A 12,379-nucleotide genomic window follows, 5' to 3' on the forward strand; every position below is an offset into this window, starting at 1 on the left:
CCGCCGTACCGCGAAGGAGCAGCCGCATGCCCGCGCAGCCCCACCGTCCCGTCTCCCGCCGGGGGTTCCTCGCCGCGAGCGCCGCGGCCGGCGCCGCCCTCGGCCTCGCCCCCGGGCCCGCGCGGGCCGCCACCCGTCCGCGCCCCTTCGGCCGCTACGGTTCACCGGCAGCCCGCCTCACCCCCCGAACCCTGTACGTCCACCCGGGCGGCGCCGGTGACGTCAGCTCCGTCCGTGACGCGGTGGCCGCCGCGGACGGCGAGGGCCACACCCTGGTCATCGCCCCGGGCGTCTACCGGGAGACGGTCTCCGTCGACCCGGCCCGCACCGGCATGACGTGGATCGGGGCGAGCGAGGACCCCCGGGACGTGGTGCTCGTGTACGACAACGCGGCCGGGACGCCCAAGCCCGGCGGCGGCACCCACGGCACCTCCGGGTCCGCGACCGCCACCGTCCAGGCGGACGGGTTCACCGCCCGCTGGATCACCTTCGCCAACGACTGGCTGCGCGCCGACCACCCCGGCGTCACCGGCACGCAGGCCGTCGCCCTCAAGGTCCAGGGCGACCGGTCGGCCTTCCACCACTGCCGGTTCCTCGGCCACCAGGACACCCTGTACGCGGACTCCATGGCCCTGGGCACCTTCGCCCGCCAGTACTTCGCGCACTGCTACGCCGAGGGCGACGTCGACTTCGTCTTCGGGCGGGCGACGGCCGTGTTCGAGCGGTGCCACTTCCGGACGCTGTCGCGGACCGACCTGGCGTCGGCGCCGTACGGGTTCGTGTTCGCGCCGTCGACCGCCGGCGCCTGTCCGCTCGGCTACCTGGTCACCCGCAGCCGCGTCAGCAGCGAGGCCCCCGACGGCTTCTACAAACTGGCCCGGCCCTGGGTGCCCAGCTCCGACCCCACCGCGCGTCCGATGCTCACCGTGCGGGACACATGGCTCGGCCCGGGCATCGACGCGGTGGCCCCGTACGCGGACATGCGCGCGGACCACCCCTGGCAGAGCATGCGGTTCGCGGAGTACCGCAACACCGGCCCGGGTGCGCGGGTCGTCGTCCCCGGGAACCGGCCCCAACTGACGGACGAACAGGCCCGGTCCGCGACCCGCGCCGCCCATCTGGGCGACTGGGAGCCGTGGAGGCAGGGCTGATGAGCGGAGGGGGGAGGGGGGCTCGGTGGTTGTGGACGGCCCGCTGCCCGGCTTCCATCCGGCGCCGAAGGACGCCCCGACCTTCCCGCCGGCCCGGGGCCGGTTCACCGGCCGGGCGCCGGGCGACGGTCACGACCGCGAGCGCGTGACCGTCTCCCTGACCCGACGACGTCCTGTGAGGGTCACCGCCGGACCGGTTCGATGCCCTCCAGCGTCGGCACCACGGGCGCGATGCCGCCGTCGGCCGTGAACTCCAGGCGGTCGACGGTCGTCTCGCGGTGCATGCCGTCGCCGCCCGGCCTGCCGGGGCCGCCGAGGGCGAAGCGGTGGTAGACGACGTACCAGTCGTCGGTGCCGGGGGCGTTCACCACCGAGTGGTGGCCGGTGCCGAGGATGCCGTACTCGGGCCGCTTCTGCAGGATCGTGCCGCGCTTGGTCCACGGGCCGAGCGGGGACGGTCCCGTCGCGTACGCCACGTGGTAGTCCTCGCTGCGGGTGTCGTCCTCCGACCACATGAAGTAGTACGTGCCCTTCCGCTTGATCACGAAGGAGCCCTCGCGGAAGCCGGCCGGGGTGATGTCCCGCACCTGCGACGCGTCGAAGGACACCATGTCGTCATCGAGCGGCACGACGTACCCGTGGCCGTTGCCCCAGTACAGGTAGGCCTGGCCGTCGTCGTCCGTGAAGACCGACGGGTCGATCATCTGGCCCTTGAACGTCCCGCCCTTGGCGACCAGCGGCTTGCCCAGCGCGTCCTCGAACGGGCCGGCCGGGGAGTCGGCGACCGCCACACCGATCTGCTGCTCGGCGCAGAAGTAGAAGTAGTACCTGCCGTTCCGCTCGGCGATCGCGGGAGCCCAGGCGTTCTTGTCGGCCCAGCCGACGTCCGGCCCGAGGTCGAGGACGACGCCGTGGTCCTTCCAGTTCACCAGGTCCTTCGACGAGTACGCCGTGAACTTCGTGCCGCTCCAGCCCGGGAAGCCGTCCGTCGTCGGGTAGATCCAGTATCTGCCGTCGAGGTGGCGGACGTCCGGGTCGGCGTTCAGGCCCGGCAGCATCGGGCTGCGGGTGCGGACCGCCTCGACCGTCCAGGTCCGCCTGGTGCCGTCGGCGGCCGTCACGGTGTACGTCTGCGGCGTGCGGAAGTCGCGGCGGGTACCGGACCTCGGGCTGAGCGTGGCGCCCGCACCGGCCCACAGCTTCGGGGCGAGGCGCCGCAGGTCGGCGTCCGGCTCCATCGGCAGCACCACCTTCGAGGCGCTGTCGGTGACGATCGCGTAGCCCTTCTGGTGCTTCGCCGTCGCGTCCGTCACCGAGGTGGAGGTGGCCGGGTAGGCGGTCAGCAGGCGGTCGTACTCCTCCTGCGTCACCGGCAGGACCGTGCCGTGCCGGGGGCTCGCCGGGAGCTGGTAGCCGGTCGACGGGGTCCACCTGCCGGAGGCGAGGTCGGTGGTCTCGAAGGGGAGGTAGCCCCGGCCGCCGTACTCGTCGATGAACAGGTACCACTTCTCCTCGGTGTTCGACTTGAACACCGTCGGGCCCTCACCGCGGTCCATCGCGCCCTTGCCGATGCAGTCGGCCACGAAGTCGTACCTCGTCGACGTCAGGGAGGCCGACTTCTCCCCGGTGATGAACTTCGAGCACGGGCCGGCGGAGCCCGGATCCCGCTCGTCCTTGGTGTAGCGGTAGTACTCGTCCTTGTGCTTCACGACCGTGGAGTCGATCACCGAGTAGCCCGGGTCGTTCCAGATCTTCGGCTCGCTGAAGGTGCGGAAGTCCTTCGTCGTCGCGTACAGCATCTTGTTGTACGTGTCGCCCTTGTGCTCCGGGTCGTCGTCGGCGTACAGCTTCGACGCCCAGAAGACGACGTACGCGCCGAGCTCGTCGTCCCAGTAGGCCTCCGGGGCCCAGGTGTTGCCCGCGTTGCCGGGGGAGACCCGCACCAGGCGCTGGTCGGTCCAGTGGACCAGGTCGGTGGACTCCCACACCATGATCGACTTGCTGCCGTGCCGCTGGACCTGGTCCCAGCTGCCGCTGGAGTTCCGGTACATCCGCAGGTCGGTGGCGATCAGGTAGAACCTGTCGCCCTCGGGGGAGCGGATGACGAACGGGTCGCGCAGGCCCTTCTCGCCGATCGTCGAGGTCAGGACCGGCTTTCCGGCGTTCAGCTCGCGCCAGTGCAGGGCGTCGTTGCCCCGGCTGAGGGCGTAGCGGATCTGCTCGCCGTCGGCGGTGCCCTCACCGGTGAAGTAGGCGAAGAGGTAACCGGCGTACTCGCTGTGCTTCACGGGTGGGGCTCCCGGGTCCGCGGTGCTGGGGGGTGCGCTGAGGAGGGTGAGCAGGAGGCCGGTCAGGGCCAGGAAGGGGAGCAGGAGCGTGCGGGCGATGCGGGGGCGCATGACACTTCCTGTCGGAGTGTGGGGGATTCTGTTGGATGGCGGCCCTCGGAGTGTCACCGGAGGGGAGAGGTGCGTCAACGGGTGGGCGCGGGGCCGGAGTTTCCGAAAATTTCGAAACGGCCTACCAGGTGCCGCACGACCGAAGGTGAGCCGTACGACCGAAGGTGAGCCGCACGGCCGACGGCGCGCCGCACACGACGGCGCCCCCGCCGGGTGCGAACCGGCGGGGGCGCCTTGGGCACAGGCCGAGGGGGGGCTCGGCCGGTGCCGTCCGGCCGGCCCAAGGGGGGACCGGGGCCGGCCGGAGTCACACGGCGACGGGACCTACTGGTAGGACACGTCCGCAGCGGTGAACGTGCAGGTCTTGCCGTCCGGGCCGGCCGGCTTCAGCTCCTTGGGCTCCTTGCCGGTGTCGTTGCCCTCGAAGCGCACACACGTCTTGATCTTCTTCTTGCCGTCGCCGTGGATGCGGATCCTCGACAGCGTGGCCGTGTCGCCGTAGTTGGCGTTCACGCCGACGATCGAGTTCATCGGCGCCGTCACGTCGATGTCGTTCAGCACGATCGTGCGCTTGTACTGCGTCTTGCAGTTGCCGCAGGAGCGGACCAGCTTGCCGGCGTTCTCCACCTGGAAGCCCGAGACGTTCAGCGTGCCGGCGCCGTTGAACTGCAGCACCTTGTCGTCGGCGTTCCTCGCGCCGCCGCCGATCACCTGGTACACCGCCGAGGGCGACTTGCCCTTGAAGCTGGCCGCGTCCTCGCCGACGTCCAGCCACCACACGTTCTGCAGCGTGCAACTGCCCTTGCAGTGCACCCCGTCGGCGGCCGGCGTGCCGATGACGACGTTCTTCAGCACCGCGCCGTCGGCGAGCTCGAAGAGGGGGTCCTGGCCCTCGTCCTGGCTGTCACCGCCGAGCGCGCCGGTGCCGTAGAACATCTTCATCCCGCCGTCGCGGACACCGGAGACCGCGATGGTCTTCGGCACGGGCGTCCTGCCCTTGTCCGTGGGCCAGGAGGACGCGGCGCCCGCCGACGACAGCATCGACGTCGTGATGATCGCCGCTCCCGTGATGCCGAGCGCCGACACACCGGCGATCACCGCCCGCCGCTTGGTCGCCCGGCGGCGGTGACGGACCCGCTGTTCTGCTGGTGCAGTCATGTACCGATTCCTCAGATGGGTGGTGACTCTTGCGCGAAGTGGTCGCCACCGGTGCGGAAAGGGTTGCCGCGCCTTCCGGTCTTTCTCACGAGCCGTCGCCCGCGGCGGCGAAACCGCCGCCCACGGACAGCTGCGCGGAGCCGTGCGCGGCCGTCACCGCGTAGCGGTCCGCGCCCGCGTCGCGGCCCCCGCGGTCGTGGTCGTACTGCCCCGCGAACACCCACTCGCCCACCGGGACCGTACGGCCCTCCTTGAGCGTCCAGGTGTAGACGAGGAAGCCGTCCTCCTCGGCGACCGTGAGCGTGAAGTCGCCCTCGGGCAGGGAGCGCCAGGCGCCCGTCCCGGAGACACCGCCGGTCTGCGCGATCCGCAACCGCACCGTCAGCGCGGTCAGTTGCTCACGGTTCTTCAGCGTCACGTTGCTCTGCGCCCAGAAGTCGTTGCTGTGCGGGTCCACCGAGCCGTCCGACCACAGCGGCCCGTCCTCGGTCGCGGCCGGTGTCCGCTGCGGGGCGGAGGCGCTCGGCGTGCGCGAGGGCGGCGGGCTGCTCGGCTGCCGCTCCCCGGGCGGGCTGCTCGGCGCCGGGTCCACGGGTGGTGCGGGCGCCCGGCTCGTCGCCTCCGGTGACGGCGCGGGTGCCGGTGACGTCGCCACCTCCCGCTGCCGCGGCGCGGCCTCCTCCCGCACCGCCGACGCGACCGCGTACCCGCCCACCGCCAGCACGCCCGCCACCGCCGCCGTCGCGCCCGCCACCCGCATCCAGCCGAACACCGGCGGACGCGCCGCCCGATGGCCCGCACCGGCCGGAGCGGCCATCCCGCGCTCGACGCGGGCCAGGATCCGCTCCCGGTCGGGCTGGTGTCCTCCGGCCGCCTCCTGCAGCCGGGCGCGCAGCTCCTCGTGCACGTCCCGCCGCATCGTCATCGGTCCCTTCCTCCGCGCTCACCGGCGCGCACGCCCTCCACGGCGGGCGAGCAGCGGGGGGCGCGGGGTGCGCCCAGCGCCGCGTGCATCCGCTGCGGCAGCCCCTGTGTGCCCAGCAACCGCTGGAGTTCGGCCATCCCCTTCGAGGTCTGGCTCTTCACCGTACCGACCGAGACGCCCAGGGCGAGCGCGGTGTCCTTCTCCGAGAGGTCGAAGGCGTGCCGCAGCACCACACAGGCCCGTTTGCGGAACGGCAGCCTGCGCAGGGCCTCCTGGACGTCGACCACGCCCGGCACGTCCGGGTTCTCGGTGTTCTCCTCGCGCTGCGACCAGAACAGCGCGACGCGCCGCCGCTCGCGCACCGCGCTGCGGATACGGGTGCGGGCCAGGTTGGCCACCACCCCGCGCGCGTACGCCGCCGGATGGTCGGCCGCGCGCACCCGGTCCCAGCGGTGCCACAGCGCCAGCAGGGCGTCCGCCGCCAGGTCGTCGGCGGTGTCCGGCTCGCCCGTCAGCAGGTGGGCCAGGCGGGACAGTTCGGCGTAGTGGCGCTCGAAGAAGGCGTGGAACTCCGCGGAGGCGGCGTCGTCGACGACTGTGCCCACGGGCGACTCCTCGCAGCGGCTGCAGGCACTCCCGGACGGGACGCCCTGTGAGTGTCATGTAGATGACATGTGATCACCCGGAGAGTCCGGACGAGATCCGGAAGCGTAGCAGCGATCCCCGGATGGTTCGTACGGAGCTTCGAACGGCATATGGCGGGCCGGACTTCGATTCCGTAACACGGAGAAAACCCGAACGGGGTGCGACGGGGGCACAATCCGGCCAGCATCCGCACACCGATCACCCAGGCACCGAGGAGCGCGCACGATGTCCGAACCGCAGCAGGTCACCGACCGGCCCACCGCCGGCCCGCCCCCGGCACACGGTGTCGACCGGTTCTTCCGCATCTCCGAGCGGGGTTCCACCCTCGGCCGGGAGATACGCGGCGGCTTCGCCACCTTCTTCACGATGGCCTACATCCTGGTCCTGAACCCCATCATCCTGGGCAGCGCGAAGGACAAGTCCGGGCACCAGCTGGACGCCGTCCAGCTCACCACCGCCACCGCCCTGGTGGCCGCCGTCATGACGATCATCATGGGCGTCGCCGGCAACCTCCCCCTCGCGCTCGCCGCCGGGCTCGGGCTGAACGCCGTGGTCGCCTTCCAGATCGCCCCGCTGATGAGCTGGGACGACGCGATGGGCCTCATCGTCCTCGAAGGCCTGCTGATCTGCGTGCTGGTGGTGACCGGGCTGCGCGAGGCCGTCATGCACGCCATCCCCCAGCCGCTCAAGCAGGCGATCAGCGTCGGCATCGGCCTGTTCATCGCCTTCATCGGCTTCGTCGACGCCGGGTTCGTCAGCCGCATCCCGGACGCCGCGAACACCACCGTGCCCGTGCAGCTCGGCGGCAGCGGCACCCTCGCCGGCTGGCCGCTGCTCGTCTTCTGCCTCGGAGTGCTGCTGACGGTGGCCCTGCTCGCCCGCAAGGTCAAGGGCGCCATCCTGATCAGCATCGTCACCATGACGGCCGTGGCGATAGTGATCAACTCCCTGGCGGACATCAAGAGCTGGGGCCTGACCACACCGTCCTGGCCCGACCGGATCGTCGACGCCCCCGACTTCGGGCTCCTCGGCGACTTCGACCTCCTCGGCGCCTTCAGCGCCCCCGGCGTGGGTGTCGTCACCGTCGTCCTGCTGGTCTTCACGCTGATCCTGTCCGACTTCTTCGACACCATGGGCACGGTCGTCGGCATCAGCGCCGAGGCCGGTCTGCTCGACGAGGACGGCAAGGTCCCGAACCTCGGCCGGGTGCTGCTCATCGACGGCGCCGCCGCCGTCGCGGGCGGAGCCGCCTCCGCCTCCTCCGCGACCTCCTACATCGAGTCCGCGGCCGGCGTCGGCGAGGGCGCGCGCACCGGCTTCTCCAACCTGGTCACCGGCGCCCTGTTCGGTCTCGCCCTGTTCCTGACCCCGCTGCTGACCATCGTCCCGCTGCAGGCGGCCGCCCCCGCCCTGGTCGCCGTCGGCTTCCTGATGATGACCCAGGTCAAGCACATCGACTGGGACCGCTACGACATCGCGATCCCGGCCTTCCTCACCATCGCCGTCATGCCGTTCACCTACTCCATCACCAACGGCATCGGCGCCGGCTTCCTCGCCTACGTCGTCATCAAGAGTGTCCTCGGCAAGGCCAGGGAGGTGCACTGGCTGCTGTGGGCGACCTCGGCGCTGTTCCTCGTGTACTTCGCGATCGACCCGATCGAGCAGCTGCTGGGCGCGAAGTGACGGCGACGGGCCGCCCCCGGGGGGAAGGGGGCGGCCCGTCGCTCGTACAGACGGCTTCCACGCCGCCGAGGTTCAGTCCTTCAGCGCCGCTTCCATCATCGCCTTCGCGACCGGCGCCGCGAGCCCGTTGCCGCTGACCTCCGAGCGGGCCGCGTCCGACTGCTCCACGACCACCGCCACGGCGACCTCCTTGCCGCCGGACTTGCCGTACGAGGTGAACCAGGCGTACGGCACCTGGCTGTTGTTCTCGCCGTGCTGGGCCGTGCCCGTCTTGCCGCCCACGGTCGCGCCCGGGACCTGCGCGTTGGTCCCCGTGCCCCGCTCCACCACCGTCCGCATCGCCGACTGCAGCTGCTCGGCGGTCGAGGAGGAGACGATCTCCTTCGTGCCCGCCTCGTCGTCGTAGTCCCGCAGCACGTCACCGCCGCTGTCGGTGATCTGCGCGACCATGTGCGGCGAGACCAGCTTGCCGCCGTTGGCGATGGCCGCGGACACCATCGCCATCTGCAGGGGCGTGGCCGTGACGTCGAACTGGCCGATGCCGGTCAGCGCCGTCTCCGACGGGTACATGTCCGACGGGTAGACGCTCGGGTAGGCCCGCACGGGCACGTCCTGCTCCTCGTCGTTGAAGCCGAACTTCTCGGCCATCGCCCTGACCTTGTCCTGGCCGAGCTTCACGGCCATCTTGGCGAAGACGTTGTTGCACGAGTACTCCAGCGCCGTGCGGATCGTGGCGTTCGTGCAGGGCGCGTTCGGGTTCTCGTTGCTCAGCTCCCGTGAGGTGCCCGGCAGCGTGTAGGGGTCCGGGCTGTCGGTCCGCTCGTCCACCGACGTGTACAGCCCGTCCTCCAGCGCCGCCGCGGCCACGACCAGCTTGAACGTCGAACCGGGCGGCAGCGGCTGCCGCAGGGCCCGGTTGGTCAGCGGCTTGTCCGGGTCCGAGGTGAGCTTCTTCCACGCGGTCCCGGCCGTGTTGGCGTCGGTCAGCGCCGAGGGGTCGTACGACGGCGTCGACACCACCGCCAGGATCTTCCCGGTCTTCGGGTCGACGGCGACCGCCCCGCCCTTCTTGTCGCCGAGCGCGTCGTACGCCGCCTTCTGCACGTCCGGGTCGATCGTCGTCACCACGTTGCCCGGGTCGGCCCGCCGGTTGGTGAGCGTGTCCAGCACCGACTTCAGGCGGTTGTCCGTGCCGTTGAGCAGGTCGGTGTAGATGCCCTCCAGCTGGGTCGGCGCGTAGGCCTGCGAGGCGTAGCCGGTCACCGCCGCGTACAGCTCGCCGTCGGTGTACGTGCGCTTGTATCTCAGGTCGCCCGTCTTCGTCGGCGCCGAGCCCGTGACCGACCGGCCGCCCACGATGATGTTCCCGAGCGGCGCCGAGTACGTCGCGATGGCGTTCCGCCGGTTGTCCTTGTCGTCTGCGAGCGCCCGGCCCTCGTAGAACTGCACCCAGGTGGCCCTGACCAGCAGGGCCAGCACCAGCAGCAGCGTGAAGAGGGAGGCGCGCCTGATCGTCTTGTTCATGCCGAACAGAAGGACGAGCCACGCGGGCCGGATCGTTCCCGTCCGTGCGCATTCTCATCGGAGCGCCCCGTTTTCTCATCCGCCGTTCAGAAAGCCCGCCTCGTACGCCGCGATCACCGCCTGGGTGCGGTCCCGGGTGCCCGTCTTGGCCAGGACCGCCGCGACGTGCGACTTCACCGTGGCCGGGCCGACCTCCATCCGGTGGGCGATCTCCGCGTTGGTCAGCCCCCGCGCCATGTGCCGCAGCACCTCCCCCTCGCGTGCCGTGAGCCGCGCCACCCACGCGGGCGGTTCCCGGTGCGCCCGGGCGTGCTCGGTGGCGAGGGCGCGCACGGCCGCCGGGAACAGCAGGCTGTCGCTGCGGGCCACCAGCCGGACCGCCTGCACGAGCGCGTCGGCATCGGCCCGCTTGAGCAGGAACCCGGCGGCCCCGGCGCGCAGCGCGTCGTAGACGTAGGAGTCGTTCTCGAACGTCGTCACGACGACGATCCGGGGCGGCTCGGCCAGGCCGGCCAGGATCTGCTCGGTGGCGCGGATGCCGTCGATGCCCGGCATCCGCACGTCCATCAGGACGACGTCCGGGCGCAGGTCGCGGACGACCGAGACGGCCTCGGCCCCGGTGGCCGCCTCACCCGCGACCTCCAGGTCCGGCTCGGCGGAGAGGATGGCGCGCAGCGCGGTGCGGACCATGCGCTCGTCGTCGGCCAGGACGACGCGGATCGGGGCGGGGCGGGTCATGCGGGTCCCTTCAGCGGCAGGCGTACGTGCAGACGGAAGATCTCCCCGGCGGCTCCGCTGGTTCCCGCCGCCGCCGTGCCGCTCAGCAGTCTGGCCCGGTCCGCGATGCCCCGCAGGCCGTGGCCGCCGCCGGGGCGGGAGGACACCGGCCCGGTCACCGGGTTCTCCACGGTGATCGCCAGCTCGCCGTCCGCCACCTCGATCCGCACGTCGACGGCGACCCCCGCGCCGGCGTGCCGCAGGGCGTTGCTCAGCCCCTCCTGCACGATCCGGTAGGCCTCGCGGGACACCAGCGGGGGCAGCGCCCCGGGGTCGGCGGCGACCGTGGCGGTCACGCGCTGCCCGCCCGCCCGGGTCCGGGCCAGCAGGCCCGACAGGTCGGCGGCGAGGGTGGGCGCCGGGGCGGTGCCCGGGCCGTCGCCCTCGCGCAGCACGCCCAGCACGGCGTCGAGTTCGCCCACCGTGCGCCGGGTCGTGTCCTCGATCGCGGCGAGGGCCTCGCGCACGAACTCCGGGTCGGAGTCCAGCACCCGGCGGGCCGCGCCGGCCTGCAGGGTGACCGCGCTCAGGGCGTGCCCGACGGAGTCGTGCAGCTCCCGGGCCAGCCGGTTGCGCACCGCGAGGTCGGCGGCGCGCGCCTCTGCGGCGGCGAGCCGGTCCTCGGGCGTGGGGCCGAGCAGCCGCGGCGCCCAGTGGGCCAGCAGGGCACCGGCCCCGGCCGCGCAGGCCGCCAGCGCGACGAGCGAGGCCACGCCCACGACGGGGGCGAGCGCCGGCGCCCAGGTGTGGTCGAGGACTTCGGGCAGCCCGAGCCGGGTGCCGCGCAGTGCCGCGACGGCCGGCAGCGCGATCAGCACGGCGGCGAACGGCGGCAGGGCCAGCGACATGCCCGCGATGATCCCGCCGACCCCGAGGTGCAGGGTGAACCAGGCGGCCGTGCGTGCCTTCTCGCCGCGGGTGCGGGCCGGTGCGAGGGCGAGCCGGTCCGCGTCGACCCCGCACAGCCAGCGCACGGCGGCGGCCTCCAGCGGCCGGGTCAGCGGGAACAGGGACGTGACCGCAGCGATCGGCAGTCCCGCGCCGAACGAGGCGAGCTGCAGCGGAAAGGACCCGAAGACGTTCTGCGAGCCGGTGGCGGGGCCGATGAACGCCTCGCCGAGCAGGACGTACGGCATGGCGAGCGCGCCGCCGAGGATCAGATGCACCCAGCGCAGCCGCGCCCGCCGGCCGAACAGGAGCCGGGCGGCCCCCTTCACGCCGTCCGCCACGCGGTCCCGGCCGCACGCTCCGCGAAGAAGCAGACGCCCAGGGCGGCGTCGAAGCCGGCGAGCAACTGGCCCGCGTGGGCCGGCCGGGTCGGCATCAGCGCGAGCACGATCACCGCGCTGTCCGGCAGCACCGACAGCGCGCTGATCACGGCCACGGCGAGCCGGTCGTCCAGCAGCGCGCTGCCCTCGGGTGTCCCGAGCCGACTCCCGGCGATCCAGGCGGTCTTGAGCCCGAGGTACGGCAGGCAGGAGACGACGGCGACGGCACGGAGAACCCGCCGGACACGGCCGGGACGGACGGCTGTGCCGGGAGCGATGGACTGCGTCATGCGCCCAGCCTCCCGCGGCGCGGCCCCGCGCCACCTCCTGCGCGCCGACGATCCGCCTCCGCCGGACGGCGGAGAACCCGGGGGCTGCTCAGCCCTCCAGGAGCAGCACCGTCTCCTCGATCTCGGTGCCCCGCGCCTGCGCGAACCCGCTGGCCGAGGCCACCGCACGGAACCCGCACTTCTCCAGCACCCGCAGCGATCCCGCGTTGTCCGAGGCCGCCCGGGCGTACAGGGGACGCTCGGGCACCTCCGCCAGCAGCGCCCGCAGGGCGGCCGTGGCGAGCCCTTTGCCCCAGTACGCGCGGTCGATCCAGTACGTCACCTCGCGCTCGCCCGGCACCCCGTACACCGCCGCGCTGCCGACCACGTCACCGTCGGCGAGCACCGTGCGCACCACGTCCGAGGAGGAGCGGATCCGGGCCCAGTGGGCGTCGAAGGCGTCCCGGTCGGACGGGTCCGCCGGGGTGAAGGCCGCCATGTGGAGCGCCTCGGGGTCGTTCAGCTGCCGGAAGAAGACCGGCAGATCGCTGTCGTGGACCGCGCGCAGCTCGACATTCAT

The 12,379-nt window shown here is 72.5% G+C and carries 11 protein-coding genes; 2 read left to right on the forward strand and 9 right to left on the reverse strand.

Going from position 1 to position 12,379, the window contains the following annotated elements; all coding sequences use genetic code 11:
- The first annotated feature begins 26 nt into the window (after nucleotides 1–26).
- Complete coding sequence (locus tag CHR28_RS27760) at nucleotides 27–1,151, forward strand: pectinesterase family protein (protein ID WP_094056438.1); 1,125 nt, start codon at nucleotides 27–29, stop codon at nucleotides 1,149–1,151.
- Between the two features lie 182 nt (nucleotides 1,152–1,333).
- Here the strand turns inward: CHR28_RS27760 and CHR28_RS27765 are convergent, their stop codons facing one another.
- From CHR28_RS27765 to CHR28_RS27780, 4 genes are all read right to left on the reverse strand, one after another.
- Entirely contained in the window at nucleotides 1,334–3,550 is a 2,217-nt protein-coding gene (locus tag CHR28_RS27765) for a family 43 glycosylhydrolase (RefSeq protein ID WP_094056439.1), read from the reverse strand.
- Nucleotides 3,551–3,874: 324 nt separating this feature from the next.
- Nucleotides 3,875–4,708, reverse strand: coding sequence for a pectate lyase (locus tag CHR28_RS27770; protein ID WP_094056440.1), 834 nt, complete (start codon nucleotides 4,706–4,708; stop codon nucleotides 3,875–3,877).
- 85 nt (nucleotides 4,709–4,793) lie between these two features.
- On the reverse strand, nucleotides 4,794–5,633 hold the full coding sequence (locus CHR28_RS27775; protein ID WP_094056441.1) for a hypothetical protein: 840 nt from the start codon (nucleotides 5,631–5,633) through the stop codon (nucleotides 4,794–4,796).
- Nucleotides 5,630–6,238, reverse strand: a complete 609-nt coding sequence (locus CHR28_RS27780; RefSeq protein ID WP_094056442.1) for a SigE family RNA polymerase sigma factor — start codon at nucleotides 6,236–6,238, stop codon at nucleotides 5,630–5,632. The genes CHR28_RS27775 and CHR28_RS27780 overlap by 4 nt, the downstream gene beginning before the upstream one ends.
- A gap of 265 nt (nucleotides 6,239–6,503) precedes the next feature.
- On the opposite strand from CHR28_RS27780, the gene CHR28_RS27785 reads away from it, so the two are divergent.
- Nucleotides 6,504–7,961, forward strand: coding sequence for an NCS2 family permease (locus CHR28_RS27785; RefSeq protein WP_094056443.1), 1,458 nt, complete (start codon nucleotides 6,504–6,506; stop codon nucleotides 7,959–7,961).
- A gap of 72 nt (nucleotides 7,962–8,033) precedes the next feature.
- Here the strand turns inward: CHR28_RS27785 and CHR28_RS27790 are convergent, their stop codons facing one another.
- From CHR28_RS27790 to CHR28_RS27810, 5 genes are all read right to left on the reverse strand, one after another.
- The gene (locus tag CHR28_RS27790; protein ID WP_094056444.1) at nucleotides 8,034–9,485 is read right to left on the reverse strand and encodes a peptidoglycan D,D-transpeptidase FtsI family protein; all 1,452 of its coding nucleotides are present in this window, start codon (nucleotides 9,483–9,485) and stop codon (nucleotides 8,034–8,036) included.
- 75 nt (nucleotides 9,486–9,560) lie between these two features.
- On the reverse strand, nucleotides 9,561–10,223 hold the full coding sequence (locus tag CHR28_RS27795) for a response regulator transcription factor (protein ID WP_094056445.1): 663 nt from the start codon (nucleotides 10,221–10,223) through the stop codon (nucleotides 9,561–9,563).
- The gene (locus tag CHR28_RS27800; RefSeq protein ID WP_373453391.1) at nucleotides 10,220–11,491 is read right to left on the reverse strand and encodes a sensor histidine kinase; all 1,272 of its coding nucleotides are present in this window, start codon (nucleotides 11,489–11,491) and stop codon (nucleotides 10,220–10,222) included. The genes CHR28_RS27795 and CHR28_RS27800 overlap by 4 nt, the downstream gene beginning before the upstream one ends.
- Complete coding sequence (locus CHR28_RS27805) at nucleotides 11,476–11,820, reverse strand: hypothetical protein (RefSeq protein WP_179272585.1); 345 nt, start codon at nucleotides 11,818–11,820, stop codon at nucleotides 11,476–11,478. The genes CHR28_RS27800 and CHR28_RS27805 overlap by 16 nt, the downstream gene beginning before the upstream one ends.
- 88 nt (nucleotides 11,821–11,908) lie before the next feature.
- Nucleotides 11,909–12,379, reverse strand: a complete 471-nt coding sequence (locus CHR28_RS27810; protein WP_094056446.1) for a GNAT family N-acetyltransferase — start codon at nucleotides 12,377–12,379, stop codon at nucleotides 11,909–11,911.

This window comes from Streptomyces sp. XY006, from assembly GCF_002237655.1.
Taxonomy (GTDB): Bacteria; Actinomycetota; Actinomycetes; order Streptomycetales; family Streptomycetaceae; genus Streptomyces; species Streptomyces levis.

Coding starts and splice junctions, on each gene's coding strand:
- CHR28_RS27760 (WP_094056438.1), top strand. CDS start 27: ATGCCCGCGCAGCCCCACCGTCCCGTCTCCCGCCGGGGGTTCCTCGCC.
- CHR28_RS27765 (WP_094056439.1), bottom strand. CDS start 3,550: ATGCGCCCCCGCATCGCCCGCACGCTCCTGCTCCCCTTCCTGGCCCTG.
- CHR28_RS27770 (WP_094056440.1), bottom strand. CDS start 4,708: ATGACTGCACCAGCAGAACAGCGGGTCCGTCACCGCCGCCGGGCGACC.
- CHR28_RS27775 (WP_094056441.1), bottom strand. CDS start 5,633: ATGACGATGCGGCGGGACGTGCACGAGGAGCTGCGCGCCCGGCTGCAG.
- CHR28_RS27785 (WP_094056443.1), top strand. CDS start 6,504: ATGTCCGAACCGCAGCAGGTCACCGACCGGCCCACCGCCGGCCCGCCC.
- CHR28_RS27790 (WP_094056444.1), bottom strand. CDS start 9,485: ATGAACAAGACGATCAGGCGCGCCTCCCTCTTCACGCTGCTGCTGGTG.
- CHR28_RS27795 (WP_094056445.1), bottom strand. CDS start 10,223: ATGACCCGCCCCGCCCCGATCCGCGTCGTCCTGGCCGACGACGAGCGC.
- CHR28_RS27805 (WP_179272585.1), bottom strand. CDS start 11,820: ATGACGCAGTCCATCGCTCCCGGCACAGCCGTCCGTCCCGGCCGTGTC.
- CHR28_RS27810 (WP_094056446.1), bottom strand. CDS start 12,379: ATGAATGTCGAGCTGCGCGCGGTCCACGACAGCGATCTGCCGGTCTTC.